The following is a 26,261-nucleotide window of genomic DNA, read 5'->3' as shown; positions in this document are numbered from 1 at the left end:
GGCGGTTACGACCGGACGACGGACTCTTCGGACTCTTGGGTCCTGACGACGGGGGAGGGGCGGTCGGGGCGACCGGGCAGCCACCAGTTCCAGCGGCCCATCAGCTGCATGGCGGCGGGCACCACGACCAGCCGGATGATGGTGGCGTCCAGCGCGATGGCGATGGCGAGGCCGAACCCGAGCTGCTGGATGGGCATGATGCCGGTGAAGGCGAAGGCGCCGAAGACCGCGACCATCAGCACGGCAGCACCGGAGATCAACGGCGCGGTACGGGCCATGCCGTTGGCCACGCTAGTGGTGTTGTCCGCCCCGCTGTCGTACTCCTCGCGGATGCGGTGCAGCAGGAACACCTCGTAGTCGGTGCTCAGGCTGAACAGGATCGCCAGCAGCAGGATGGGAACGAAGTTCTGCAGATAGCCGAACTCCTGGAAGCCGAAGAGGCCGGCGCCGGACTTGTGTTGGAACACCAGCACCAGGGCGCCGTAAGTGGCCCCGAGTGACAGCAGGTTGATCAGGATCGCCTTGATCGGCAGTAGTACGGACCGGAAGGTGATCAGCAGCAGAAGGTAGATCACCACCAGCATGACCGCGACCACCGCGGGCAGCCGTTCCGAGATCGCGGAGTTGGCGTCAATGCCCTCCGCGGTCTCGCCGCCCACCACGGCGTGCAGCCCCGGCGCACCGAGGGTGTCCACGGTGGACCGCATGGCGGTGACGAGGTCGCGGGACGGGGCGCTGGAGGCGTAGTCGTCCGCGATGACCTCCAGCACGATGGTGCGTCGGTCGGCGGATACGAAGTGGTCGATGGTGACCCGGGCGTCGCCGGGCAGCCGGTTGAAGGCCGCGCTGTCCAGCGCGGCGAACGGGCGACCGGGGCTGACCGCCCGTAGCGCGTCCACCGGCGAGTTGACGCCGGTGACGTGCGGGAGCCTGGCCAACTGGTCCCGTAGCGCCAGGATGCGCCCGCTGTCCGACGAGGTGTTCAGCGGGGTGTCCGAGGTGATGACGACCTCGTTGGGCGAGGCGGTGCCCGGCCCGAACTGCTCGCGCATCGCGTCGTATCCCTGGCGGACCGGAGACGACTCGGGCACGATACGCGCGTCCGGGGTGAAGGTGCGCAACGACAGTGACGGCGAGGCGAGCGCCAGCATGGCGGCGATCGCCACCACCAGGAACAGCACGGGCCGGCGCATGATCTGCCGTGCCACGCTGCGCCAGCGGCGCCCCTGCTCCTCGGGCGTCCGCCGCTGCATGGGCAGTCGGCCCCACAGGATCCGATCTCCCAGCAGTAGCAGGACCAGCGGCAGCACGAGGACGGCGGCCAGCACCGCGAACGCCACCACCACGAGGATGCCCAGCGCGATCGACTGGATGACGTTGAGGTCCACCAGGAACAGGCTGGACATGGCCAGGATGACGATGAGCCCGGAGAAGGTGACGGTCTTGCCGCTGGTGCGCAACGTCGCGGCGAGCGCGGCCGTACGATCCCGCCCGCGGGAGAGTTCGTCGGTGTAGCGGGAGATGACGAACAGCGAGTAGTCGACGCTCACCCCCAGGCCGATCATGGTGGCCGCGTTCTCCACGAAGATGGACAACTCGAAGTGCTGGGCGAGTACGGACATCAGCCCGAGGGTGAAGACGATAGCCGTCGCGGAGACCACGAAGGAGACCACCGCCGAGGCGATGCCCCGGTACAGCAGCAGCAGAATCACCAACAGCAGCGGGAACGTGATGAGTTCCGCGGTCTGCAGGCCCTTCTGGCTGAGTGTGTTGATCTCTCCCCACAGCGTTCCGGCGCTGACCAGCGAAACCCGTAGCCCCTGCGGGGCGAAGCGGTGGTCGATGTCCTTCTGCACATCCGGTAGGACGCGACGGGCCGTACCGTCGTCCAGTTTCAGCCCGACGAGGGTGGTGGCGGTGTGCCGGTCCTTGCCGACGAACTGCCCGCGGGACGTCGGCGACAGGCTGAGCCAGCCGTAACTCCCCTTGGCCTCCAGCCGCTTGTCGCCGATGACCTGCCGCATGGCCTGGCCCACCCGCTGGTCGAACGCCGGGGTTCCGGCCGCGTTGCGCTCGTCCCGTACCACCAGGGTCAGATCGCTGGCGCCGCGGTCGGTGAAACCCGACTGGGTGGCGGTGATCGCCTTCTGCGAGCCGGAGCCGGGTACGTACCAGCCGCCGCCGCTCAGCCGGTCGGCGATGGGCAGCGCGGCCACCCCGGCGGCGACCAGCGCCACCAGCCATACGGCCAGCAGCGGCCAGCGGAATCTTTCGATCACGCGGATCAGACGTTCCGACATACCTAGCTCCGGTGAGAGGGGGGAATCCGGCGGGTAGGGGACTGCGGCGGGCGAGAGCCCAGTGGGCGGGAGGAGGCGAGACGGTCCGGGTCAGACCTTCGCGCCCACCAGCCCGGCGAGTTCGCCGAGCGTGGTGATCTCACGCAGCTCGTTCTGGGTGAAGATGGTGTCGAACTCCTCCTGCAGGTCGACCGCCATCTCGACCAGCAGGAAGCTGTCGGCGGCGAGTTCCCGCAGGGTGGTCTGCGGGGTCAGCTTCTCCACCGGTATGGACAGCGTGGAGCTGATGCGGTCGGCGACCTCGTCGAACGTGATCACGGATGGCACGGGTGTCTCTCTTCCTGGTGCGATGGATTGTGGTGTGCGGGTCTCGCCGTGGAACGCCGCGGCAATGGACAACTGCGCGTCGCGCAGCCGGGTGCTCGCATAGCCGAAGACCGCTTCGCGGTGCTGCCGCGTGCGGGCGCGGCCGCGGTGCGCCGCCGCGTCGAGGGTGGTGTAGTCGCGCAGCACGGTGTGCCGGTTGTCCGGATCGGCCTTGAACAGCGCCTCCTTGACCGTCCACAGCCGCAACTGCTCGGTGGCCCTCGCCGTGTCGGGGAGCGAGGCGAGCCAGGACCGCTCGCGCTCGTCCAGGAAGAAGCGAGTGGTGTCCACCCGCGCCTCCCGGTCGGTTTCGAGGTCGACCCCGACGCCCGCCAACTGCCGTGTGTCGCGCACCGCGCCCGCCGCCACCGCCGCCCCCTCGATGTGCGTCAGCGACAACCGGCGGTGCGGAAAGGCGTACCGGGTCGTGTCGAGCGGCAGCCCGAGTACGCCCAGCAGCAGCCGGAGGGCGTGCCGCGAGATCAGCCACTGCCGCCGTACCCGCTGCGGCAGGGCGGCGAGCCGCTCCCGCTCCCGGGAGGTCAGCGCGTCCACGACCAGCGGTTGACGCGTCCACACGGCGAGCACCCGCACGGTCATACTTCGGCGGCGGGAACGCTGAGGTCGACAGGTCCGTCGCCGAGGAAGACGATGCGTTCGCCGTACTCGGCAAGCGTCTTGGCGTAGACCTCCTCGTCGGCCGCGGTGAAGCGGGCGAGCGTGTCGTCGATCAGCTCCTGGCCGTACTTCTGCGCCATCTCCTGCAGCGCGTCGCGTACGTACTTCACATGCCAGCGCTCGTCTTCCATGATCGTCTCAATGGTCTGCCGCACCCGCGGATGGGTGTCCGGCGCCCGCAGGTGGCGGTGGTACTGGCCGATCACCCGCTTCTCGAAGACCTGGGTGATCGCCATGACCTCCATGAGGTTGGCGGGCAGTCCGACGGCTTCGAGGTACTGGTCCTGGTAGGCGCCGGACAGCTTCTCGGCGTTGTAGCCGAGGTCCTCGATGCAGCGCGTCCAGTACTTGGCGTGGTTGGCCTCGTCGGCGAAGTGGTGGGTCACATCGGCCTGCAGCGGGCCGCCGCGCAGGGTACGGGCGACCCGGCCGAAGAACAGGGCGCCGTTGATCTCGGAGGAGCGGTAGAAGCTGAGCAGCCACAGGTCGTTCTCGGAAAGCGTCACGGTGTCTCCTGGGTCCGGCGGCCCCACTTTGATTCGATGAGCCGTATGCAGGTGGTTTCCGCCAGCGCGATCGGGTCGGGGGCCGCGTAGCCGGGCCAGGCGGCCCGCAGTGCGTCGTTGCGGAAGGTCTTCGGTAGGTACAGCTGGTGGGCGAACGGCGAGACCGAGGAGAGCGACTGATGGATCGGGCCGCCGCGCAGCAGGTCGGCGGCGTCCAGCAGATCCTCGAAGCTCTCCTGGTCGCAGGGGAGCGGGCGGATCAACCCGCGCCGCCGGAAGCCCGCGTCACGCTCGAAGACCGTGAAGGCGATGTCGATGAGCTGGTCCAGCGTCGCCGTGTCGGCCGGGTCGGGGCAGATGTGGTAGATGCCGCCGGCGATCGCGGGATCGAGCAGCCTGGTGACCGCCGAGGTGGTGAACGTCGCCGTGGCCAGGCTCAGCGGTGTCGTGCCGTCCCCCGGTAGCAGCGAGAGCAGCCCGTAGTAGAAGAGCTTCAGGGTGTTGTGAAAGGCGTTGTACTGGGTGACCTGGCCGCTGTCGTCGTCGGCGATGAGCGTCGGCAGCCGCAGTACGGAGACCGGAAGGTCGCCGACGGCGTCCAGTACATGGTCCTCGGCGGCCCACTTCGACCACTCGTAGTGGTTGACGAAACCGGCGTCGTCGAACCGCTCCTCGTGGATGTCGCCGCGTCGGCGGCCCGCCGCGTACAGGGTGGACAGCATGGCCAGCCGCTGCAGATTGTCGCAGCGCGCCGCGAACGCCCGCAGCCGCACCGTGCCGTCCACGTTGACGCGCTGCGCGATGTCGCGCTCGACGTTGAAACGGGTGACGGCGGCCGCGTGCACGATACGGGTGATCGCCCGGGTGTCGATGTCCAGCAGCGCGTCGTCCAAGGAGAGGTCGGCCGCGGTGACTCTCGTCCGGCCCACCGCGTCCTGACCGAGTTGCCGGGCCAACCGGTCCTGCTTGGCGGTCAGTTCGGCGTTGTCCTTGGCGCGCACGGCGAGGATGAGATCGTCGTCGCCGTCGGCGAGCAGCGCGGCGGTGAGCCGACGCCCCAGATAGCCGTCCGCGCCCGTGATGAGCGTGGTTCCCCTCATGTCCTGCCTCCCCCCAGGCTTGACCGCACCTTGGTCGCGGCGTCCTCCAGCCTCGGCCAGCCGGCGGGGTCCGTGCCGTGGCGGTCGGTGATGGCGAACAGCCAGCGTTCGATGCCGAAGGCGACACAGCCGCTGTGGGTCGGTTCTCCGCCCCGGGTCAGTTCGAAGTTGACGCCGAAATGGTCGTGGTGGCGGTTGATCGAGGCGATGGCCAGATCACCGCCGTAGGTGGCCTCGTGCTTCACCGGCTCGACGCGCTGCATGATGTACCGCGGATTGGCGCGCGGCCGGAAGAACGGGTCGGTCGCGGTCAGCCACTCCAGCGGCAGGTCGACCAGTTCGAAGAACGCGTCGAGGGCCGCCCTGGCCCGCTGCAGGAAGTCGACGATCTCGGCGCTGGTGCCCAGGCAGACGACCTCCCGCATGGTGAAGCTGCTCAACCGGCGCAGTGGTACGTAGTACCGCTCGTGCCGGAAGCAGGTGTTACGGGTCGTCAGGTAGCGCGGTCCGTCGAACGACTCGCCCAGGTGGTCGCTGAAGACGTGGTAGCAGGCCGCCGGGGTCAGCACCTGGGAGACCGGCGCCAGTTCGGTGACGGCGATGGTGCCGCCCTCGTCGAGGACCGGGCCGTCCAGGAACGCGTCGAGGTTCGGCTCCTCGGGAGCCAGCCGTGCGGCGAAGGTCGCCTGGTGCGGGAACGAGCGCAGGTAGTCGACCCGTTGCAGGCGCTCGGCGGGCAGCGACGCGGGATGCCGCTCCTCGTCGGCCTGCCAGATCCCGGCGAGTGTGACGAAGGCACGGTCGCACTCCTCAGCGAGCCGCAGCAGCGGCCCGCGTAGCGCCGCCTGACCGGATGGCTGCCAGGACAGGCCGAGTTGGGCGAGCTCCGCCGACCGTACCGGATCGACGGCCGGCGCCGGTGCGGCCGTCATGGCGTCGCTCCGGCGTTGCCGAACCGCAGCACCATCGAGTCGATGTCGCGGAAGTCCCCTGGATTCAGGTCCTCCACATCGATCGGTGCGCCGCGCAGTCTCTCCAGTAGCAGGAGCAGTTCGGGCAGATGCACCGACCTGAGGTACCGCTCCTCGAACAGGGCGGTCTGGTCGGTGATCGCGGCACTGTCCCGGTCAGCGGCCTTGGTGAGCACCCAGGACCGCAGGCTGTCACGAATCTCCTGCTCAGAACGCATCGGCGGGCTCCTTGTCGAGAATGCCTGTCGAGATGAGAAAACCGACGACCTTCCTCGACACCTCGCGGCGGTGTTCCCGCTGCGCCGGTGCGGACCATGCTCGTTCGGCGATCTCCCACGGATCTTCGAGTCCGGCGTCCGCGTAGACGTCGGGGTTGTAGTACTCGCGCCAGGAGGCGGTGAAGTACTGCCGCAGATAGCCGCGCAGCTCCGCCACCGTGTCCTCGCCCCAGGACGGGGCGCACGCCTCCCACAGCGCCGTCACCAGACGGCGGCCGAAGATCAGGTGGCGCGACTCCTCGAAGTGGTGGTTGTGGTTGATGAACCGGGCCACCGGGTGCAGCCGGGAGTCCCTGGACTGCACCCAGTTGTAGTTGTCCACGATCTCCTCGAAGACCATGGTCTTGGCGAAGAAGAGGAAGTCCTCGATGTCGCGCGGCCGGGAGTCATGGGACTCCTCGAAGGAGAACTGGCGGCTGCGGTACACCCGTGAGTACCGGGTGCAGAAGCCACCGAAGTAGATGCTGTGCTTGTTCTCCTCGTCCAGGAAGTGGTGCAGGTACTCGGACACATCCAACAGGTCCTTGCGGTACAGCCGTTCGGCCAGGCCCTGCATCAGGGACTTCTCACCGTGGATGTTGAGGCTGTAGAAGTTGGCGGCCTCATGGAAGGCCAGGCGGCACCGAGTGGGCTCGTCCAACCGCTCCCAGTACTCCGTGCCGTACAGGCTCAGATACTCGGGGCTGCTGAACCACTCCTGCTCCGGCCGGACTTCCGCCGGCCATACCTGCAGTTCGGTGTACGGATTCTGGTATGAGCGCTGTGACAGATGGCTGAGCCTGCTGACCGTGGGGCCGAGCGAGGCGAGCGCCTCGGCCAGCTGGGCTTTCGGGACGTTCGAAGTACTCAAGCGGTCCTCATACGATGGAGGGGTGGCGGGTGTCCGGGGTCCCGGGGTCAGTCCCGGGCAGCGGCGGTGGCCACCGCTTCGGTGGCCTCGAGGATCACGCACTGCCAGTTCAACCCGAAGCCGGCCATGATGAGGGCGATGCGCTGGCCCGGGCACACCTGCCCGGTGGCGAGCAGCTCCGCGAGGTTGACCATGTTGTCGGCGGAGATGACATGGCCGACGTCGGGCATGGACGAGAAGAAAACCTTCTCGAAGCCCACCCCCAGCAGCCGGGCCAGGATCTGCCAGGCCTTGTCATTGGTGTTCTGGGTGACCACCCAGTCGAGGTCGGCGGCGGTCAGCCCGGCACGTTCCAGGGTCTCCCGGACCAGTCGGTGGGTGTAGGCGAAGTAGCTGCCCACCGTCTCGTCGTCACCGGCCTGGCCGAGCCCGCCATTGGTTATCTGATGCACCGTCACCAGTCGGAAGGCGGCGGGCTGGCGGCTGACCACACATGCGGCGGCGCCGTCCGAGATCAGGTTGTACGCCTGCTCGTACTTGGCCCCCTCGGGGAACCGGTCGGCCGTCACACACAGCACCCGGTTCCAGTCACGTTCCACCTGGAGCATCGCCTGCGCCAGCCGGACGGAGCCCAACATGGCCGTGCAGGCCTGCTGGTTGAGACCGATGACGACGGCGTTGTGCAGCCCGAAGTCGGCCTGCAGCCGACTGGCGGGGAAGTCCATCAGGTACTTGACGTCCCTGGTGCGCTCCCACTCCCGCGGGTCACCGGCGTTGCCGTTCAGCGGCAGACAGGTGGCGTAGACGATGGCGTCCACGTCGCCCAGCCGATCGGAGTCGGCGAGCTCTCCGGTGACCGCCTTCGCCAAGTCGTAGGCGGTGGTCCCGGGTTCGCACACGTGATGCCAGCGGAAGCCCGCGGACTCAAGGTCCTGCGCGGAAGAGATCAACCGGCCGGCCGCCGCCGTTTCATTGACGTGTATCTTGCGTTCGCCGAGCGAGTAGACGAACGAGTCGACGAAAACATCCGTCACTGACAACTCCCAGCCCCCCGTAACGAACCATGTGCCTGCCGCGGTCGCACCGTCTGCTCCATCGCGGACGGGACCATCGGTATAGGCTCACCGGAAAGCCCATGGTCTTCCGGTGGAGGGCGTCAAACCCTTGCGCCCTCGCGCCCCCTGCTCCATGCTTCCGTCTGGCTCCCTGCCGCGTCGATAGCCGCCTGCTGCGGATTGCTGGGGCCCGACTGTGCACCGAGCACAACAAGCGGTTGCGTGACATCTGCACCCACCAGCGGATCCGGCCGGACTATTCGGTCTCCGCCGAAGTCTGCGCCGAAGTCCGCGCGGGTGTGGTCAGCGGCAGTGTGTGCACCGCCACCAGCGCCATCTGGCAGGCGAGTTGATAGCGGTCGTCGTCCAGGCTGCTGCCGGTGAGCGCCTCCACCCTGCGCAGCCGGTTGAGCACGGTGTTGCGATGGCAGTGCAGCCGCTCGGCGGCCTTGGCGGCCGAACATCCGCAGCGGAACCAGGCGTCCAGCGTGGTCAGCAGTACGTCCCGCTCATCCGGCGGGCAGTCCAGCAGGCGGCCGAAGGCGCGCCGGGCGAGCCGCTGGGCGACGTGCGGACTGGTCACCACGAAGGCCTCCAACAGCCGGTCGTCGAAGGCCGCCACCCCGGTGGTCCCGTAGCGCAGTGTCTGCAGCGCGGTCTCGGCGAAGTGGTAGGCGGTGGCGATGTCGGCGAGGCTGTCGACCTCGCCGGAGATCCCCACCCGGTGCCCGGGATCGACGGAGAGCCAGTCGACCAACCGCCGCAGCGGGGTGCGCCCCAACTCCAGTACGCCGATCTCCCGGTCGGAACGCAGCCGCCAGACGGCCTGCACGGCGTGCGCGGGCAGGGCGGAGCACAGCGTCCGGGACGAGCCGCCGGTGTCCGCGTCCAGTGCGACGACCACGAACCGGCCGCGGGTCGGCAGGCCCAGCGCGACCCGTGCCTCCGCGGCGACCGCGGGCTCGACGCCGCGCCCCTCGATCAGTGCGTCGAACAGCGCGTCCCTGCGTGCCGCGTCCTGGCGGCGGGCGTCCGACTCCGCCGAGCGGTACCCCTCGACGAGCGCCAGCGAGTAGCTGTCCAGTACGTCCCACACCGGTCCGCTCTCGTCGAGGAGCCGTTGCAGCACCTCCGGTGACCTGGCCCGGGCCCCGTCGAAGAGTTTCTCCCACAGTAACCGCGCGGCCAGCCGGTGGACGCGGAGCATGGACTCCAGAGGCACCCCCTCCTGGGCACGGTACCGGCCCCAGGACATGGGCACGGTGAGCGGATCGGCGTCCGCCGTGGGCTTGTCCGCGAGGAACCGCAGGAAGCCCAGCACATGCTCGCGCAGCGAGCGGCGGATGTCGGCCGCGGACAACTGCTGGAAGTGCTCGACATCCCGGCTCGCGGCCAACTCCATGAGCTGCTCGATGAGTTGCGGGGCCTGCCGGATCAGCATCTCGGCCAGGGCCGGGACCACCGTCTCATGCCCGTCCGACGGCCGGGCACGAGGCATGGGTATCACGTCCGACTGGCCCTGCGCGTCGTTGGCGGTGGCGGAGGTGATCGCCCGTACCGAGGCGATGTGCGCGGGTACCGACATCTGTGCTCCTTTGCGCCATGGCCCGCCGAACATCGACGGGTCGCCCTCGTAGACTACGAGGCGTGACGAAAGGGTTGCCCAAAGTTCATGGCTGATGTGGCCAGCGCCACGTCGGCTATCCGCCGGTGTGCCACTCGATGGCCGCCGCCCCGGCGAAGTCCCCAGCGTGCGCGAAGCCGCCGAGGACGACCAGCGCGCCGTCGCTGATCCCGTCCGAGCGGACGGCGTGGTCCAACGTGATCGGGATGGCCGCGCCGAAGAGGTTGCCGCAGCGGTCGAAGGTGTCCGGATGGCGCTCGGGCGGCAGCTTCAACGCGTCCCGCCAGTTGCGCAGGAACATCCTGTTGGGCTGGTTGGTGACCAGCGTGTCGATGTCCGCGGTGTCCCTGCCGAGTTGTCGGCACAGTTCCGTGACCACTTCGGGGACCAGCCGGTTGCCACGGTCCAGCACCTTGCTGACCCCGGTCTCGGTGAAGCCGATCCGCAGCTGTGCCTCGCCCGGCTCCCAGTACCGGCGGCCGTCGTCGCGCACCATCGTCATGTCACCCGCGTACTCGGCGATGTGCCGGACCCGGACGCCCAGCACGGGACTCGGGCCTGAGGCGGTGACGTATCCCACGCCGCAGCCGTCGCCCGGAATCGCGGCCTGGGCGAGCCCGCGCACCTCGGACTGGGTGAACAACTGGCCCGCGGCGCTCTGCGCGTTGCAGATCAGGGCGGTCTTCGCCGTCGTGGTGGTGAGGATCTGCCGGGCCAGCCCCAGCATATGGACGAACGAGGCGCACCCGGCGTTGGCCACGTCGACCAGCCACTCGGGGGCCATCCCGAGCCGGCGGGCCACTTCGGTGCCCGCGCCCACGAACGGCACGTCCGGCAGCTGGCTGTGCACCAGCAGTACGTCCACGCCGCGGATCGCGTTCCGGCCGTGCCGTTCGATCAGCGGCTGGACCGCACGCTCGATCATGTCGACGTTGGTCTCGGCTGCGGCAACATGGTGCCGGAACGGCGGAACCTTGAACATCGGGCTGTCCCGCAGCTTGTCCTCCGCACCGGGGTAGCCGGTGTAGAACTCGGCGGGCACCGGCTCGCCCGGCAGGTAGCCCGACACATCGGTGAGGCTGACCGACGTCACCGGGCCACCGCCCGGACCGGCGGCACGCTGACCGGAAGGCCGTGTCCATGGCGGTGTTCCAGGATCGCCTTGAGGTTGTGCATCTCCACCGTGTGACCGGCGTAGAACAGGTCCCAGTACTCGCCCACCCATCGCCGGTCCGGGCGCGGTGCCCGCTCCGGGTACGGGTTGGCGTCGTAGTACGGATGGCGGCAGTTGGTCCAGGTGATGACCGAGCCCGGCTTGCCGAGCACCAGTGACGCCGGGACCACCCGCATCAGATAGACCATCCACAGTGTTTCGGCCTGGTCCCAGGCGCAGTGGTAATCCACCGTCATCGCCTCGGAGTTGGCCACCACCTTGCAGTAGATGCCGGTGCCCGGCTCCAGCAGGTCGCGGCCGAGCCACAGCCCCGGGGTCCCGGTCGGCCCGAAGTCCCGCAGGCTGCAGGTCCATTCCTCCAGGTGGTGTCCTTGGCGCAGGTAGTCGTAGACCTGTTCCGGCGGGCAGTCGACGTACTCCTCGATGGTGCAGTACCGCCCGTAGACCTGCTCGTGCGGATAGGCCTCCTGGGTCATCCGCGCGCAGTGGGCGGCCAGTTCCTGCGGGCTGGTGTTCTCCACTCGGATCAGCCCGGGGATGTCAGCCAACGTGGAGGGGTCCGCGGTCATCTGTGCTCTCCTCGGTGTGGACGGAATCCTGACCAGCTGCGGTCAGGAAGGGAAGGAACGGGGGGACTTCCCGGTGGTCGAAGTCCATGGCGGCGAGGGCCGGACCGGCACTGGTGTTGCTGCACAGCAGTGCCTGGCGCAGTTCGCGGGCGGATCGCGCCCGGGTCACCTCAAGGCCCGGGAACATGGCGGCCACGCCGGCGGCTATGTCGGACGGCCGGAAGACGTTCTCGGCGCGGGCGCCGCCCTGGAACAACTGCTCGCGGGTCACGCACATGGCGTGCGCGTTGTTGTTGAGGATGACGAAGGTGACCGGAGCGGCGTACTCGATCGCGGTGTGCACCTCCATGCCGTGCATGAAGAACGCGCCGTCCCCGGCCAGTACGTAGGTGCGGCGTCCGGTGGCGAGCGCCGCGCCGATGCCCGCACCGAAGGTGTAGCCCATGCCGCCCATGCCCACCGCCACCACGAAGCGGCCGTCGCGCGGCGCGGGCAGCAGATGGATGGCGCTGGCCCCGATGTTCCCGGCGTCCACGAAGACATGGGCGTCCTCGGGCAGCGCCGCCCCGATCGCGGCCAGCGCATCGGCGTAGGACGTGGCGGCCGCATCGAGCCGCGGCACGGTCAAGGGCCGCGGACCGGCATGCGCCGGTCGCACCCGCGGCCGCCGCTCCAGCCGGTCGACGAGCGTACGCAGCGTCGCGCGCGGGTCCCCCGGCAGCGCGATACCGGGTACGAACGGCGGCTCCGGGTCCACGCAGACCACCGGGGTGCCCAGCAACGCGGGGTCCAGACCGCCGCGTGCCATCAACGGCAGCCGGGTGCCGACCAGCACACAGGCGTCGGCCCGCCGCAGGCAGTCCTCGACGTTCTGATGTCCCATCACCCCGGCCACTCCGACGAACCGGGGGTCGCGGTTGTCGAACACGTCCTTGGCGTCCGGGCTGACCGCCACCCACGCCGCCAACCGCCCCGCCAGCTCGGCCAACTCCGACCGCGCACCGGCCGCGGCCACCCCCTCCCCGGCGATCAGCAGAACGCGGTTCGCGCCGCGCAGCAGCCGCACCGCGCGATCCAGGGCCGACGGATCCGGCCGCGGCGCCGTGGGCTCCGGTGCCGCCACCCGTGTGCTGGGCGCCGTGAGGAGCGCCTGCTGCGCGTCCTTGGGCAGCAGCAGCACCGCCGGGCCCTTGGGATCGCTGCGCGCCGCGCTGATCGCCCGCGCCAACAGCCCAGGGAACGCCTCCGGTTCGGTCACCCGCGCACAGAACCGGGACACCGGCGCGAAGACGTCCGCCGCGTCGAAGGAGCCGCCCTTGCCGCTGGAGTCCTGGAACGCCCCGCGCCCGTCGAGCCCGGTGGGCGGCTGCCCCACCAGCGCCAGCAGCGGAACACGCGAGGCGTACGCCTCCGCCAGCCCCGGCACCAGGTTCATCGCCCCGCCGCCGGACGTGGCGGCGACCACGCCGATCCGGCCGGTGGCGCGGGCGTAGCCGTCCGCCATGGTCGCCGCGGAGAACTCGTGCTTCGCCACCACGCCACGCACCACCCCCGAGGTGCCGTGCACGGCGTCGTACAGATCCTCGATGTTCGCACCGCCGACACCGAAGACGTACCGCATCCCGGCTCGGCCCAACTCCGCGGCCAGGTAGTCGACCAGGCGTACCTGGTCGGCCGCGGTCACAAGCCCACCTCCGCATGGCCGCTGTGGCCCGGCGCGACGATGACACCCGCGGGCGTCAGGACCTGGAAGCGCTGCCGGTACTCGCCCGGGGTGAGCCCCACGGCGCGGTTGAACGACCGCAGGAACGTCTCGGCGGCGGCGAATCCGCAGCGCCGGGCGACATGGCTGACGGGCAGCTCGGTGGTCTCCAGAAGCTCGCGGGCCCGCGCGATCCGCATGCGCTCGACGTACTGGCCCGGCGTCGTCCCCACCTCACGGCGGAACACCCGGGCGAAGTTGCGCGGGCTCATACTGGCCCGCCGCGCCAACTCCGTTACCGGCAGCGGGTGTTCGAGATTCCCCAGAACCCACTCCTGAGCGGCCCGGATCGGCAGCCGGTCGGCCAACTGCGCGTCCAGCACCGCGCTGAACTGCGACTGCCCGCCGTGCCGTTTGAAGAACAGCACCAGGTACCGGGCCGTCTCCAGCGCCACCGCGGCGCCGTGGTCGGCCTCCACCAGGGCCAGGGCCATGTCGATGCCGGTGGACACTCCCGCGGACGTCACATAGCGGCCGTCCCAGACGAAGATCGGCCCCGAGTCGACCGTCACCCGCGGATAGCGGCGGGCGAACTGCTCGCAGTACGCCCAGTGCGTGGTGGCCCGCCGACCGTCCAGCAGCCCCGCCTCGGCCAGCAGGAAGGCCCCACCGCACACCGAGGCGACCCGGCGCGACCGGGCCGCGGCCTGGCCGATCCACGAGATCAACTCCCGATCCCGCAACGCCTCCCGTAAGCCCCAGCCGCCGGGGACCAGCAGGGTGTCGATGGGACCCGCCCCCTCGTCCAGCGGCGCGGCCTCGATCACCAGCCCGGCGGAGGTCCGCACCAGGGGCGCCTCGGCGGAGACGCACTCGATGCGGTAGCCGACCCCCTGATCGGCTAACCGGCGGTTCACCGTGTCGAACACTTCAATGGGCCCGGTGACATCCAGCGCCTGCACGCCGGAGTAGACCACGACCACCACACGTCGCTGGATCACGATCACAGCGTGTATGCGACCGGAGACGGCCGCAATGACAGTCTGTTGATGATTCCTGCCAAACCGCTGACCGAACGCCAACTAGCCGCTGCTGAGCAGCGGTTGACGGGGCGTTCGATCAGCCGGGCGTGAGCGAGGTCACGCCCGTCAGACCCGGTGGCAGTGCCGGGCGGGCGGGCCTGGGTGGTTCCTGATCGCACGGTCCAGATTGGTGGCCGCGCTGATCAGCGCCAGGTGGGTGAAGGCCTGCGGGAAGTTGCCGAGCGCCTCGCCGGCCGGACCGATCTCCTCGGAGTACAGGCCCACATGGTTGGCCTGGGTGATCATCTTCTCGAAGACATAGCGGGCCTCACCCACCCGTCCGGCACGGGAGAGCGCCTCGACGTACCAGAAGGAGCACAGGTTGAAGGTGCCCTCCGAGTCGCTGAAGCCGTCGCTGCCGTCGACCCGGTAGCGGTGCACCAGGCTGTCGCTGACCAGGTACTCCTCGATGCGCCGCACGGTGGTGAGGAACCTCGGGTCCGACGGGGCGGCGAACTTCACCAGGGGCATCACCAGCAGCGAGGCGTCCAGCGTCGAACTGCCGGGGTAGCGCACGTACGCCCCGCGGTCCGGAGCGAAGCACATCTCCTGGACATGGCGGTAGGCCGCCGCCGCGGTGTCCCGCCAGCGCTCGATGGGGGCGGGCATTCCGCGCTGCCGTGCGATGCGCTGGGCCCGCTCGAAGGCGACCCAGGTCATCAACGCCGAGTAGGTGAAGCGCTGGCGCGGTCCGCGCCCCTCCCAGATCCCCTCGTCAGGCTCCTCCCAGTGCTTCTCCAACCACTCCAGCTGCCGGCTCAACGCCTCCCACAACTCATAGGAGATGGGCTGCCCGTACTTGTTGTAGAGGTAGACCGAGTCCATCAACTCGCCGTAGATGTCGAGCTGGAGCTGTCCCGCGGCCGCGTTGCCGATCCGTACCGGCCGCGATCCGCAGTAGCCGTCCAGGTGGTCCAGCACGGTCTCCGGCAGATCCGGCCGGCCGTCGATGCCGTAGAGCACCTGCAGCCCGCAGTCCGGCGGGACCTCCAGGCAGCGGCGCCGCAGCCAGTCGATGAAGGCCGCCGCCTCCTCGGTGAAGCCGAGCCGCATCAGCGCGTACAGGGTGAAGGCGGCATCGCGGATCCAGGTGTAGCGGTAGTCCCAGTTGCGTCCCCCACCGGGTGCCTCCGGCAGCGATGTGGTGGCCGCCGCGACCAGTGCCCCGCTGGGCTGGTAGACCAGCAGCTTCAGCGCGAGGGCGGAGCGCTCCACGATCTCCCGGTATCTGCCCTGGTAGCGGGAGTGCCGCAGCCAGCCGTCCCAGTAGGCCAGCGTGGAGTCCAGCAGCCGGGAGACCTCCGGGTCGCCGATCGGGCGGAGCTCACCACCCCACTCGATGGCGAACTCCAGGGTCTGCCCTGGCTCCAACTCGACCGTCGCCAGCGCCGCGTCGCCCTCGATCCGCAGTGGCGCGGACGACCGCAGCGCCAAGGTGCCGACGGGGCTGGTGAACACCGCCCCCAGACCCTCCACGGTGTGCACCTGGTGCGGCGCGCGGGCGTAGTCGAACGCGGGTCGGCACCGCATCTCCACCACGGCCCGTCCCCTGAGCACCCTGACCTGGCGGATGATCTGCCGGGCGCACGCCTTGGGGCACGAGGGGTGGTCGGGAACCATGAAGTCGTACAGCTCGGCGACGGAGTCATGGGCGAGAAACCGGGTCAGCAGGACGTTGGAGTCCGGCATGTACATCTGCTTGGTGCGTTCGGCCTTCGCGACCGAAACCGAGAAGGAGCCTCCGCGTTTGGCATCCAGCAGCGAGCCGAACACCGAGGGCGCGTCGAAGCGCGGAAGGCAGCACCAGTCGATCGTGCCGTTGTCTCCCACCAGGGCCACGGTGTGCAGATCGCCGATGATCCCGTGGTCCTCTATCGGTGTGTAGTCGGGACATCCACTCTGGGTGACGAGTTGCATGTGCACCCCTCCTCAGGGACGCGCGGACCCCGCCCTTTCCTGTATACCGCCGTACCGGCAGCGACGCGTCCGGTGCGGGCGGCGCACACCGCGCAGTGACCTGGTCCGTCAGGTCCGGTCGCACACCGACTGGAGCCAGGTGGTCTTCGGCTGGGAGCGCTGTACGGCGTCGAGCGTGCCGAGCTGGGTGGCGAGGGTGTCCGGGCGGGCCAGGAAGGTCAGCGCGGCCTGCACGAAGGCATCGCGCATCGCCGGCGGCATGGCGTCGGATCCGTCGAAGCAGTGGACCGCCGTCGAGTCGCGAAGCGTCTCGGCGAGCTTGTGTGTCGTCTGGTCGCCGCCGTAGGCGCTGACTGGCACGTCGGTGTCCGCGGAGAAGCCGTGCTGCTGCAGGCTCCACGTCTGCTGGGTGTCCTTCGAGGCCAGGTATCTGACGAAGTCGGCGGTGCCCGTGGTGCGGCGGAACATGGCCGCCAGGTCACCGGAGACCTCCCAGGTGCGAGAGGGCCGCGCATGCGGGATGAGCTGCGCGGAGGCGACGAAGTCGCCCTTCCCGTTCCTCCAGGGCGGGTCGGTGCGGATGAACGAGGCCTGGTGTTCCAGCCGGCAGATCGGCGGATTGGCGGTCACGCCCGCCGAAGCGGCCGAGTAGTCGTTCCTCAGGGCCCGCTCGGTCTGTGCGTTCTGTCCGGCGCCCACCATCTGCTGCCAGGTGCGCCACGCCTGCTCGACATGCGGATCCTGCCAGCGGATCCTGCCGGTCGCCCACTGCTGGTAGACCTGCCAGCCCGACTGCTGCAGCAGGATGTCCTCGATCCAGTCGGTGGCCGGCCAGCCGGAGGTCGCGTCGGAGCCCATGCCCAGACACCAGTCGCGGGATGCTGTCTTCGCGGCCGTCAGGCGGTCGCCGGGCACCGAAGACGGGTGCCAGACGATGCTCTTGAGGTCTGTCTTGAGCGGGAACCAGTAGTTGTGGGAACCTCCGCCACCGACATCGAGCCGCGACATCCAGGTCTGTCTGCCCTGGCTGTAACCCCGCTGGTCGACAAGGTCCTCCACCGGTTGCAGCTTTCCCATCCGGGCGTAGTCCGCCAGTTCGCCGGGGCCGGGCAGTACCACGATGTCGGGCGGGGTCCCGGCCTCCACATCGGCCTTCAGCACCTGGCTCTCCGCGGTGGTCCCCTGGTAGATGACGTGGACGCCGTACTTCTTCTCGAACGGGGCGATCACAGACGTCCTGAAGAGCGCCTCGTTGTCCCCGCTCCAGTTGGCCAGCACCGTGATGGACGGCTGGGGCCGGAGGGAACTCAGTACGACCACGGCTCCGGCGACCAGCGCCAGGCACACGGCGACTATGGCCAGCGTCCGCGGCTCCGGCCTGCTCATCGGGACCTGAACCCGTAGTCGCTGATGCGCGGTTGGAGCCCCCAGAAGACCAGGACCGCGACCATGGCGCCGCCGAACGGTATCCCGTAGGCGGTGGCGGTACGAAAGGCCGTGCCCCGCATGTCCCGGCCCACCCTCTCCTCGGCGTCGCTGATGTCCGAGGCGGTGAGCGACGGCCTCGGTGGCAGTGCGCTGTGTGCCTTCGCCAGCAGCGCGGTGTGCGCCCTTCCCAGTGCGGCATGGGTCTGCCAGGTGAACAGCCCGAGTACCAGCGGAGCGGCGAGCAGCACGGTGGCCGCCACCAGCGGGCGGTTGTACCGGCGCCGGAACCGCCGCCGCAGGAACAACTGGGCCTCCAGCACACCGACGCTCAAGGCGGCGAACAACACCAGCGTCGCGCCCCACCCCAACCACAGCGGCCAGCCGAAGGACGACTGCCGGCGCACTTCGTCGAGCTGGCGGCTCTGGAGTTGGTCGAGGCGGTCGATGATGCCGGTGCCCGCACTGTTGGTGAGCACACTGCGGGCGTAGCCGAGATAGGCGGTGCGCAGGATCGAGCCCTGCGGCTCCTGGTCCGCCTTCTGCACCCAACCCGTGTAGACCACGATCAGCCCGGCCACCGTCTGCAGGGTCTGCCTGCCCTCCAGCCCTCGGACGTTGCTGGCCGCGGCCTGCGAAAGGCTCTGCCCCGCCACCGACACCTGGGTTTGGAAGTCATCGCTGTCGGCCGCCCCCGAACCCGCCCCCCGTTGCGCCTGGTTCAGCGCGTACTCCGCCGTGTCCACCGCCAGGACCGCCGTCTTGCTGGTGGTGCGCAGCGCGCCCGCGTCGCTGTGCACCCCCTGGTAGGACGCGAAGAGCACGGCGGTACCCACCACGGTGAGCGCCAGCAGCAGTTGGAGCCGCCGGGTCAGATCGCGCCGGGTGGTGCTCACGGCCGCTCCCGGAACCCGCGACCGCATCCGGTGCAGTGACCGGCGTGGGCGGGGGACAGGGCGTCGCAGTCGGGGCAGGACCGGGTGGCGGTCGAGCCGCCCGAGCCGAAGTCGCCCGGGTCGTACGGAGGTTCGGGATCCGGCCCGTAGGTGCTGTGCGTGCTGGCCGTGATGAGGTGCTGGAAGTCGATGTCCGCGAGTTCGGCGCGAAGCCGCACCCGGCCCGCCGGTCCGTCGACGATGTCCACCAGCCGTGCCAGCTGGCGCAGTTGGCGGTCGTCTCGCAGCTGATGGGCGAGTGCGACGGCGGTCCCGAGTTCCTGCCGCGCCTGCTCGCGGTCCTTGGACCGGAAGGCCTGGTACGCCCGCTCCACGGTCCTGGCGAGTTGCTCGCACTGGTCGAAGTGGTCGACCTGACGGTCCGTCCGGGTGGCGGCCACCGGGTCGTCGGTCCACTGGACGACAATGGGCACGGGCTCGGGGTACCGCAACCGCGCCGAGCCGGCGGCCACTTCGACGAAGCCCAGCTGCAGGTCCTCCTCGCGCAACTGGTCGGCCGGGTCGGCGGACAGACACACGTGGTAGCGGCGGAACTCGTCGCCCCAGGCACGGGTGGTGTACTCGACGCTCCCATCGCCGGACGGGTGGCCGCTGTTCGCGAGGTCCATCTCGGTGGGGTACACCTGCTTGAAGAAGCGGATCTGCGCTCCGGGCATCGCGGTCACCCGGATCCGCAGCTCCGGGATGGCCTTGGCCAGCATGTCGCGCATCAACTTCTCGTAGGCGACCGGAAGTTGCGACTCCTCGCGCACGGCGTCGGCCTTGCCGTGCAGGCGACTCGCGATACGGATCAGCTCGTGAGCGTTCCAACCGTCGCCGATGCCCCAGGCGTCACAGATGAACCGCCCCTCGCAGGCCGCCAGTACCTCGTCCAGCGGGCGCTGTTCGTCATGCTCGTTCTTGCCGTCGGTGACCAGCAGCACATGCCGGATCGGCGCGGCCTGGCCGTCGAGCAGTTCTCGGGACAGGTCGAGCCAGGTGCCGATCGCGGTGCCGCCGGACGCGACCAGGCCGTGCACCCTCTCCTGTGCCGCGGCCCGCCGGTCGGGACCGGCGACCGGCATGGACGCGGTGTCCGGGTAGGCCATCTCCGCGACATGGGTGCCCTTGACCACGGCGAAGCGCGTACCGTCCGGCAGCAGCCGCAGCGCCGCGGCGGTGGCGTTCTTGGCCGCTCGGAACTTGGACTGCGGCCAGGTCATCGAGTCCGAGCAGTCCACCACCAGGACCTCGGCGAGACCGGCCGCACCGGACAGCCCGGCCGCCCCGCTCACCTTCACCGTCAAGATGGCGTGCATGCCGTGGTCCCTCGCCCGCACGGAGAGGAACTTCCACTGACTGAGCGCCAGATCCACGGTGCACTCGCGATCCGTACCGGCCGTGTCCGTACTCCTCGCCTCCTCAGGTGCTGGAACTGCCCGTCAGAACGTGCTCATCGGCCGTATGCCGTGGGCCCGGTCGATGAGCTCCGCGCGCTCGTCCGCGGTCCTCGCCTGCCCGGCCAGCTTCCAGAACGACTCCTCCAGCAGCTCGCGCAGCTGTCTGTCGGTGCCGTCCGGGCCGAACAGCCGGCCACCGGGAAACCGCTCGCCCCAGCCGGCCACCGGGCGGGACGCGAACACGGTCTCCCGGATCTCCGCCACCAGCCGCTCCCGGGACTCGCCGTCCGCCTCGCCGCCGTCCAGGTCGAGTTCCGGCAGCCGCTCGACCACCTCGCGCAGCTGGTCCACGGTCGGCGCGCGGTCGGCGAGCAGTCCCGCGTACACCCGCAGCGCGGCGATCCGGGCCGCGTCGTAGTGCCGGGAGGTCTTCGGTACCTGGTCGAGGATCCCGACGGCGCCCGCCCGGTCGCCGTGGCGCAGGTGGACACGGGCCAGCCCGAAGGCCGCGCTGCCCTGCGACCGGTCGCGCTGCCACACCGCCTCGTAGTAGGACCTGGCATCCGCCCCCGACTCGTCCTTGCGCCGCCACTCGGCGCAGTAGCCGAGGGCCAGCTTGGGTGCGTACTCCCCGGGCACCGTGCCGTAGACGGCGCCGAACTCCTCCTGGGCGCCGCTGACGTCACGCCTGCCGAGGCGCAGTACGCCGCGGTGCCAGGCGAGCCGCCAGTCGTACCCGGCGGCATCCGGCCCCAACCGCTTCGTCGCCTCGCCCAGCCAGTGGTCCGCCTGCCCCGGCTCGCCGCGCTGTAGGTAGGCGCGGCACAGCCACAGCGCGACCTCGACCGTCTGGAACCCGCGATCCTCGTTCTCCCGCTCCTCGATGCGCTCCGGGTTGTCCGCGGCCAGGCTGGTCAGCAGGGGGGCGGCGGGATCGTCCGGGCGCGGGATCGGGATCGGCAGCCCGCGGGCCGCCTCGACCGGGTCGGGCGGGTCGATGTCCAGCCGCAGGGGCTGGCCGCCGGTGCGCTCGGTCCAGTGGCTCAGCGGCGGAACCGCCCCCAGCCGGGAGCCGAACAGCACGGCGGTGGGGGTGAACAGCGTGGAGCGCTCCGGGTATTGCTCATGACGGGCCAGCGCGCGGTTCTCCCGCAGTACTTCCCACAGCTGCCGGGACATCTCCGCGGCCGAGCCGAAGCGCGCCGTGCGGTCCTGGTGTTTCGCCCGGTCGATCACCAGCCGGAACGAGCGGTCGGCCAGCCCGGTGGCGGGGACCGCGTGCTCGGCCAGGTACTCCAGGGTCCGGGCGACCGTGTACAGATCGGTGTCGACGTCGAAGTCTCCCCGGTCGCGTTCCGCCTTCGGCGGCGCGAACTTCTCCGTGTGCACCAGTACGGAGTCGTGGTCGTCGACGCGCCGCACCGCGCCCAGGTCGATGACCTTGATCTCCTTGTCGTAGTGGATCACATTGGCCGGTTTCATGTCGCAGTACAGCAGTCCCCGGCCGTGCAGGTACTCCAGTGCCCCGAGGATCTTGCAGCCGTAGGTGATGACATGGTCGAAGAGCATCGGGCCGCCGAAGATTCCCTCCAGGCCTGGGGATTCGAGGAGTTGCTGCAGAGAACGCCCGCCGATGTACTCCATGACGATGTATCCGGTCGGCTCCCGTGCGCCGGGGCCCAGATGCTGAACGTCCGTGATGACGCTGACGATGTCCGGGTGGTGGAGCGTGGCCAGGGAGCGGCGCTCCTCGGCGGCGCTGCGATGTGAGACCTCGTCACGTGTGTTGATCAGCCCCTTGAGGACGACGCGCAGGCCCTGCAGACGTATGTCCTCGGCCAGATAGATCCAGCCCTGGCCGCCGCATGCCAGGCAACCGACCACCCGGTAGTGGTCGACCAGGTCACCGGGGTGCAACTCGGGTACCAAGGAGTAGGCGGTACCGCACCTGGGACAGAAGCCCCGGCTGCGGGCGGGCTGTCTGCCGTAGCCGATGCCGATCAACTCGGTGCAGCCGTCCGCGCCGCAGCGCCGCCCGTGCGTGGGCGGCTGGGGGTCGCGGATGATGACGTCCGCCGGGTCGGGCGGGCTGACCGTCGGCAGCTCCAGCAGCCCATCACGGTCGAGGACGGCGCCGTGGTCATCCGTGGCGGAGCCGGCGGCCTCGGCCGCTCGCCGGTCGGCGGCGGTCCGTTGGGCGGGCACGGCGGACCGTGGTGGACGCCGTCGGCAGGTGTCGCAGAAGCCGGTGGCCATCAACCGGCCCTCGCAGGCAGGGTGTTCGCACGAGGTCATGGCGCTTCACCACCCACCTCGGTTGGTTGGTCCGGCAGGCCGTCCACGTACCGGGTGTAGCGGTCCACCGCCGCCTGCGCGGCAGTGATGTCGCAGGGGGCGCGGTACAGCAGGTGGTACGCCGCCAGATAGCGGGCCGACCCCTCCAGGTCCTCCCGGTCGGAGCCCTCCTGGGCGAGCACCTGGTAGGACTTGAGCCTGCCGCGCAACTCCTCGCGCTGCCGGATCAGTTCGTCGAGGTGCTCGATCATCTGGTTCAGCCGGGTGACCGCCCGCGCGGCGGCGCGTTCGTAGGGGGCCAGATCCACCGCCTGCTCCGGGTCGAGGGGCGGGTCGGCGAGCCGGCTCACATGCTCGCGCAAGGCGTACGCCTTGACCAGCACGTCGGTGGCCCGGCGGGTGTCGGACACCACCTGACTCATCCGCTCACGCAGTTCACCGGCGAGTCGATCGGTGATCTCGGCCAACCGTTCGCACAGCCGGGTCAGCCGCTCCCGCCAGGGACGTACGACGAGTTCGGACTCGGCCTGGTGGCGGCTGGCCGTGTGCGGGTCCCGGAAGACCAGCAGCAGTCGGCTGTCGTGCTCGGCCAGTACGCCCAGCAGTTCGAGCAGCGCCGCCGGGTCGGCGGCCCGGTCCACCCCGACCACGACGATGCTGAGCGTCACCGCGCCGGCGCGGATCCGGTCGGCGGGGGCCTGCCCGGCGCGTACGCCGAGCCCGGTCCGCGCGGCGATCCGCTCGGCGACCTCCGCGACGGTGCGGTCGGTGGCGTCGACCGCGAGGTCGAGACCGCCCGCGGGCGGGATGGTCGAAGGCGGGTGCTGCGATGCCTGGCCGGTCGAGGCGCTGCTGCGCAACTCGCGGTCGGCCAGCTTGATGGCGCGGCGCAACGTGGCGGCCCGGGGGCCGCGCTCATCGGCCACGACGCTGATCTTCACCGGGCGGCCGTGCCCCTCGAACCAGCGTGCCAACCGCTCCGCGAACGGCTGGTCGAGCGGTTCCTCACCGTTGCCGGACACCAGCGACTCGTCGACCGCGGACAGCCCGTGCGTCCACTGCGCCACCCGCGGCAGATGCTGCACGATCGTCTCGGTGGGACTCATGAACGAGAAGCCCGAGCCGTCCCGTTCCCGCACCCGGCTGAGCACCATGCCGATGACCTGGCCGGTCTGGTCGTCCACCACCCCGGCGCCGCTGAACCCCGGCCGGACCAGTTCGTTGCGGCGGACGGGGCTGAGCTGGACCTGGCCGTCCCGGCCGGTACCGCCGACGACATTGGCGCGGAAGTAGATGCCGCCGCTGTAGTCCTTCGGGAAGCCGTACATATGGGCGGTCCGGTGTGTCGGGGACAGCCGGTAGAGGGAGGCGGGCCGCACCCGCGGCCGCGGTTCGGCCAGCCGCAGCAGGGCGACGTCTCCGCTGGGATCCCCGTCCGAGTCCAGGGTCTCCGGAACCCAGCAGTCGGGTAGCACTTCGGCCCGTACCGGCTCCGCATCCGGTTCCCCGACGAACTCCAGGGTGAACCGCTGGTCCATGGGCGCGACATGGGCGCAGGTCAGCACCCGGTCCGCGGCCAGCAAGATGCCCGCCCCCGCGATCGACCCGTCGTCACGGCGGACGCGTACCGCCCAACCCGGCGGCCTGGCACCAAAGTTGCCGGGGAGCTCCCCCTGGTCCCCCATGGCACACCAGGGTACGCAAAGCCGCCCATGCCGTCAGCACTTCCGACACACACGGCCACCTGACCTCACGCAGTGTGTCGCCGCGGCGCGCGCCCGCGCGGCCCGTCACCGGGCTCCCGGCAGGGCGAGGGCGCTCGCCATGCGGCGGGCGTGGACCGCTACTACCGTGGAACGCGGACGTGTCATGAGGAGGCCTGCCATGGACTCGCGATCCGCATGCCGCCAGTTGCCGCTACGGCTCTCCGCCGGGGCCTTCTTCCTGAACTCCGGGCTCGGCAAACGCGGGGCTGACGAGGAGACCGCGCGCAACCTGCACGGCTTCGCCACCGGCAGCTATCCGTTCCTCGGCAAACTCGACCCGCAGCGCTTCGTCCGCCTGTTGTCCGCCGGGGAGCTCGCACTGGGCGCGGCGCTGCTGGTCCCGGTGGTGCCGGCCGCCGTGGCCGGTGCGGGCCTGACCGCGTTCTCGCTGGGCACGCTGGGCCTCTACCTGCGCACGCCCGGCATGCGGGAGGAGGGCAGCCTTCGCCCGACGGAGCAGGGGCTGCCGCTGGCCAAGGACGTATGGCTGGTCGGCATCGGACTGTCCCTGCTCCTCGACGGGCTGACCGGACGCTGCTGCGGTCGGCGGCGTTAGCGCGGAGCGATCCGTACGTGGTCGATGTCGACCGGCAGGGTCGGGAAGCCGTCGCCCGGGCCGTTCTGGTCGTCCTCGCCCGCGGCGGCGATCCTCCGCAACACGTCCATGCCGCCGGTCACTTGGCCGAACGGCGTGTAGGCGGGGGAGAGCTTGGTGTCCTTCCAGACCACGAAGAACTGGCTGCCGTTGGTGTTCGGGCCGGAGTTGGCCATGGCCACGGTGCCCGCCGGATACGTGGCGCCGGACAGGTTCTCGTCGCGGAAGGAGTAGCCGGGCCCACCGCTGCCGGTGCCCGTCGGGTCACCGCACTGCAGCACATAGATCTTCTGTGTGGTGAGCCGGTGGCAGTGCGTCCGGTCGAAGTAGGCGTGCTGGGCGAGGAAGCGGAAGGAGAACGTGGTGCACGGCGCCTTGTCGGTCAGCGCCCGGAAGGTGATACGGCCCTGGCTGGTACGCAGTGTTGCGGAGTACGGCCGAGCGGCCGCGGCGGGGTCGAAGGCGGGTATGCCCTTGAATCTGTCGGCGGGCACCGCCTTGGTGTAGCCGCACCCGTCCGCGGTGGGCCTGGCCGCCGCGGACCGGCGCACGCCGGTCTGCGCGTCCGCGGCCGCGACCGTGGTCAGCGTGAGAACGATGGACGCCGCCGCGGCGACGGGAACCCAGTGCTTGCGCATCATGTGACGGACCTCCGTGGTCTGTGGCACTCGCGGCACTCGATCAGGGGGCGTGCGCCGTCACCCTAAGGGCGCTGCACCGTCGAGGGCCACGGCCCGCAGGCGAGACGGCTGAGTCCCGCACCGGCCACCTTGGTGGCGTCGATGACGCTCTGCGGGGCACGCGGCATCTCGCTCACCGGCTTGAGCAGCAGCACGGCGCCCATGATGGAGTCGTCCCACATGATGGGCGCGGCGCACGAGTTCCAACCGGCCATGCACTCCTGCTGGCCGAGGGCGAAGCCCTGGTCCCGCACCTCGGCGAGCGAGGCCAGGAGCTCGTCGTTGTTCCGGAACACACCGGGGCCGGCCTCCTCGGGGACGGGTTCGGCGAGCACCCTGGCCTGAATCGTGTCGGGCAGGTAGGCCAGGATCGTGCGGCCGGAGGCACCGGTGCGCAGCGAGCGGGTCACCGACAGCACATCGCGCGGGGTCATCCCCAGCTCGACCAGGTCGGAGTCGCCCACGGCCATGTCGATGCACTGGCGCTGGGCGCCTCCGAAGGGCGCGAGCATGTAGAGGAAGGCCAGACCGCCGTCGGTCCGTGCCCGCAGCTCCTGGAGTACGGCCTGCCCGGCGTCGCCCTCGGGGCCGTGGGCCAGCGCCTGCAGGCCCAACTTGGCCGCCGAAAGGCCGAGTTGGTACTGGCCGCGCCCGACCCGGACGAAGTTCCCCTGGTAGACGCCGGACTGCAGAATGCGGTGCACCGCGGAGTCGTCGAGTCCGGTGACCTTGGCCAGTTCGCCGGGGCCGTGCGAGGTGCCGCCCAGCTCGGCGAAGGCCCGCTGCACCCGGAAGACCCGCTCGGCGTGGCTGGTGCCGCCCGATGCCGTCCGACCGTCCCGCGCACTGTGCCTGTTCATGCAGTGAGCCCGCCTCTACTCGCTCTGGCCGTGTCCCCCGGTCCCCCGCGGGGACACAGCCTTCCACGTATCCCGCCCGGTCAGCCGTCGGGATTCGGCCAAGGCGGGCATCGTGGTGAGGGGTGCCCACGGA

General features: G+C 70.1%; 22 protein-coding genes. 1 reads left to right on the top strand and 21 read right to left on the bottom strand.

Annotation, left to right across the window (positions count from 1 at the left end):
• Positions 1-5: 5 nt before the first annotated feature.
• The 19 genes from P2L57_RS10220 to P2L57_RS10130 form a co-directional block, all read right to left on the bottom strand.
• Positions 6-2,300, bottom strand: a complete 2,295-nt coding sequence (locus P2L57_RS10220; protein WP_275811654.1) for an MMPL family transporter — start codon at positions 2,298-2,300, stop codon at positions 6-8.
• Positions 2,301-2,390: 90 nt separating this feature from the next.
• A complete protein-coding gene (locus tag P2L57_RS10215; protein WP_275811652.1) occupies positions 2,391-3,266 on the bottom strand; it encodes a 4'-phosphopantetheinyl transferase superfamily protein in 876 nt (291 codons plus the stop codon).
• Positions 3,263-3,850 (bottom strand): ferritin-like domain-containing protein, encoded by a 588-nt coding sequence (locus P2L57_RS10210; protein ID WP_275811649.1) that lies wholly within the window; start codon positions 3,848-3,850, stop codon positions 3,263-3,265. Before P2L57_RS10210 ends, P2L57_RS10215 begins: the two co-directional genes overlap by 4 nt.
• Positions 3,847-4,950: an SDR family oxidoreductase gene (locus P2L57_RS10205; RefSeq protein ID WP_275811647.1), complete on the bottom strand. Its 1,104-nt coding sequence runs from the start codon at positions 4,948-4,950 to the stop codon at positions 3,847-3,849. Before P2L57_RS10205 ends, P2L57_RS10210 begins: the two co-directional genes overlap by 4 nt.
• Complete coding sequence (locus tag P2L57_RS10200; protein ID WP_275811645.1) at positions 4,947-5,882, bottom strand: aminoacyl--tRNA ligase-related protein; 936 nt, start codon at positions 5,880-5,882, stop codon at positions 4,947-4,949. Before P2L57_RS10200 ends, P2L57_RS10205 begins: the two co-directional genes overlap by 4 nt.
• Positions 5,879-6,139 (bottom strand): acyl carrier protein, encoded by a 261-nt coding sequence (locus tag P2L57_RS10195; RefSeq protein ID WP_275811643.1) that lies wholly within the window; start codon positions 6,137-6,139, stop codon positions 5,879-5,881. The genes P2L57_RS10200 and P2L57_RS10195 overlap by 4 nt, the downstream gene beginning before the upstream one ends.
• Positions 6,129-7,049, bottom strand: coding sequence for a diiron oxygenase (locus P2L57_RS10190; RefSeq protein WP_275811641.1), 921 nt, complete (start codon positions 7,047-7,049; stop codon positions 6,129-6,131). The genes P2L57_RS10195 and P2L57_RS10190 overlap by 11 nt, the downstream gene beginning before the upstream one ends.
• 47 nt (positions 7,050-7,096) lie before the next feature.
• Positions 7,097-8,083: a 3-oxoacyl-[acyl-carrier-protein] synthase III C-terminal domain-containing protein gene (locus P2L57_RS10185; protein ID WP_275811639.1), complete on the bottom strand. Its 987-nt coding sequence runs from the start codon at positions 8,081-8,083 to the stop codon at positions 7,097-7,099.
• A 277-nt stretch (positions 8,084-8,360) separates the two neighbouring features.
• The gene (locus P2L57_RS10180; RefSeq protein WP_275811637.1) at positions 8,361-9,689 is read right to left on the bottom strand and encodes a PucR family transcriptional regulator; all 1,329 of its coding nucleotides are present in this window, start codon (positions 9,687-9,689) and stop codon (positions 8,361-8,363) included.
• Between the two features lie 115 nt (positions 9,690-9,804).
• Positions 9,805-10,821, bottom strand: a complete 1,017-nt coding sequence (locus P2L57_RS10175) for a 3-oxoacyl-ACP synthase III family protein (RefSeq protein ID WP_275811635.1) — start codon at positions 10,819-10,821, stop codon at positions 9,805-9,807.
• On the bottom strand, positions 10,818-11,471 hold the full coding sequence (locus tag P2L57_RS10170; protein ID WP_275811633.1) for an SRPBCC family protein: 654 nt from the start codon (positions 11,469-11,471) through the stop codon (positions 10,818-10,820). The genes P2L57_RS10175 and P2L57_RS10170 overlap by 4 nt, the downstream gene beginning before the upstream one ends.
• On the bottom strand, positions 11,443-13,155 hold the full coding sequence (locus P2L57_RS10165) for a thiamine pyrophosphate-binding protein (RefSeq protein ID WP_275811631.1): 1,713 nt from the start codon (positions 13,153-13,155) through the stop codon (positions 11,443-11,445). The genes P2L57_RS10170 and P2L57_RS10165 overlap by 29 nt, the downstream gene beginning before the upstream one ends.
• Complete coding sequence (locus P2L57_RS10160; protein WP_275811629.1) at positions 13,152-14,174, bottom strand: GlxA family transcriptional regulator; 1,023 nt, start codon at positions 14,172-14,174, stop codon at positions 13,152-13,154. Before P2L57_RS10160 ends, P2L57_RS10165 begins: the two co-directional genes overlap by 4 nt.
• 147 nt (positions 14,175-14,321) lie before the next feature.
• Positions 14,322-16,172: a glycoside hydrolase family 15 protein gene (locus P2L57_RS10155; RefSeq protein WP_275811627.1), complete on the bottom strand. Its 1,851-nt coding sequence runs from the start codon at positions 16,170-16,172 to the stop codon at positions 14,322-14,324.
• Between the two features lie 108 nt (positions 16,173-16,280).
• Positions 16,281-17,558 (bottom strand): ABC transporter substrate-binding protein, encoded by a 1,278-nt coding sequence (locus tag P2L57_RS10150; protein ID WP_275811625.1) that lies wholly within the window; start codon positions 17,556-17,558, stop codon positions 16,281-16,283.
• Entirely contained in the window at positions 17,555-18,493 is a 939-nt protein-coding gene (locus tag P2L57_RS10145; RefSeq protein WP_275811623.1) for a GlnX family signal transduction membrane protein, read from the bottom strand. The genes P2L57_RS10150 and P2L57_RS10145 overlap by 4 nt, the downstream gene beginning before the upstream one ends.
• Positions 18,490-19,851, bottom strand: coding sequence for a vWA domain-containing protein (locus P2L57_RS10140; protein ID WP_275811621.1), 1,362 nt, complete (start codon positions 19,849-19,851; stop codon positions 18,490-18,492). The genes P2L57_RS10145 and P2L57_RS10140 overlap by 4 nt, the downstream gene beginning before the upstream one ends.
• Before the next feature lie 123 nt (positions 19,852-19,974).
• Complete coding sequence (locus tag P2L57_RS10135) at positions 19,975-22,227, bottom strand: tetratricopeptide repeat protein (protein WP_275811619.1); 2,253 nt, start codon at positions 22,225-22,227, stop codon at positions 19,975-19,977.
• Positions 22,224-23,912 (bottom strand): S1 family peptidase, encoded by a 1,689-nt coding sequence (locus P2L57_RS10130; protein ID WP_275811617.1) that lies wholly within the window; start codon positions 23,910-23,912, stop codon positions 22,224-22,226. The genes P2L57_RS10135 and P2L57_RS10130 overlap by 4 nt, the downstream gene beginning before the upstream one ends.
• Before the next feature lie 199 nt (positions 23,913-24,111).
• Here P2L57_RS10130 and P2L57_RS10125 point away from each other — a divergent pair, with 199 nt between their 5' ends.
• Positions 24,112-24,549, top strand: a complete 438-nt coding sequence (locus P2L57_RS10125) for a hypothetical protein (protein WP_275811615.1) — start codon at positions 24,112-24,114, stop codon at positions 24,547-24,549.
• Here P2L57_RS10125 and P2L57_RS10120 read toward each other — a convergent pair.
• Positions 24,546-25,229: a peptidylprolyl isomerase gene (locus tag P2L57_RS10120; RefSeq protein WP_275811613.1), complete on the bottom strand. Its 684-nt coding sequence runs from the start codon at positions 25,227-25,229 to the stop codon at positions 24,546-24,548. The two genes, P2L57_RS10125 and P2L57_RS10120, sit on opposite strands and share 4 nt — an antisense overlap.
• A gap of 62 nt (positions 25,230-25,291) precedes the next feature.
• Positions 25,292-26,128: an IclR family transcriptional regulator gene (locus P2L57_RS10115; protein ID WP_275811611.1), complete on the bottom strand. Its 837-nt coding sequence runs from the start codon at positions 26,126-26,128 to the stop codon at positions 25,292-25,294.
• Positions 26,129-26,261 lie beyond the last annotated feature (133 nt).

Origin of the sequence: Streptantibioticus ferralitis, from assembly GCF_029223525.1 — a bacterium.
GTDB classification, from domain to species: Bacteria; Actinomycetota; Actinomycetes; order Streptomycetales; family Streptomycetaceae; genus Streptantibioticus_A; species Streptantibioticus_A ferralitis.
Note: the sequence above shows the minus strand (reverse complement) of the source record. Positions and strands in the feature narration are given on the sequence as shown.

Coding starts and splice junctions, on each gene's coding strand:
- P2L57_RS10220 (WP_275811654.1), bottom strand. CDS start 2,300: ATGTCGGAACGTCTGATCCGCGTGATCGAAAGATTCCGCTGGCCGCTG.
- P2L57_RS10215 (WP_275811652.1), bottom strand. CDS start 3,266: ATGACCGTGCGGGTGCTCGCCGTGTGGACGCGTCAACCGCTGGTCGTG.
- P2L57_RS10205 (WP_275811647.1), bottom strand. CDS start 4,950: ATGAGGGGAACCACGCTCATCACGGGCGCGGACGGCTATCTGGGGCGT.
- P2L57_RS10200 (WP_275811645.1), bottom strand. CDS start 5,882: ATGACGGCCGCACCGGCGCCGGCCGTCGATCCGGTACGGTCGGCGGAG.
- P2L57_RS10195 (WP_275811643.1), bottom strand. CDS start 6,139: ATGCGTTCTGAGCAGGAGATTCGTGACAGCCTGCGGTCCTGGGTGCTC.
- P2L57_RS10180 (WP_275811637.1), bottom strand. CDS start 9,689: ATGTCGGTACCCGCGCACATCGCCTCGGTACGGGCGATCACCTCCGCC.
- P2L57_RS10170 (WP_275811633.1), bottom strand. CDS start 11,471: ATGACCGCGGACCCCTCCACGTTGGCTGACATCCCCGGGCTGATCCGA.
- P2L57_RS10155 (WP_275811627.1), bottom strand. CDS start 16,172: ATGCAACTCGTCACCCAGAGTGGATGTCCCGACTACACACCGATAGAG.
- P2L57_RS10150 (WP_275811625.1), bottom strand. CDS start 17,558: ATGAGCAGGCCGGAGCCGCGGACGCTGGCCATAGTCGCCGTGTGCCTG.
- P2L57_RS10140 (WP_275811621.1), bottom strand. CDS start 19,851: ATGCACGCCATCTTGACGGTGAAGGTGAGCGGGGCGGCCGGGCTGTCC.
- P2L57_RS10135 (WP_275811619.1), bottom strand. CDS start 22,227: ATGACCTCGTGCGAACACCCTGCCTGCGAGGGCCGGTTGATGGCCACC.
- P2L57_RS10130 (WP_275811617.1), bottom strand. CDS start 23,912: ATGGGGGACCAGGGGGAGCTCCCCGGCAACTTTGGTGCCAGGCCGCCG.
- P2L57_RS10125 (WP_275811615.1), top strand. CDS start 24,112: ATGGACTCGCGATCCGCATGCCGCCAGTTGCCGCTACGGCTCTCCGCC.
- P2L57_RS10120 (WP_275811613.1), bottom strand. CDS start 25,229: ATGATGCGCAAGCACTGGGTTCCCGTCGCCGCGGCGGCGTCCATCGTT.
- P2L57_RS10115 (WP_275811611.1), bottom strand. CDS start 26,128: ATGAACAGGCACAGTGCGCGGGACGGTCGGACGGCATCGGGCGGCACC.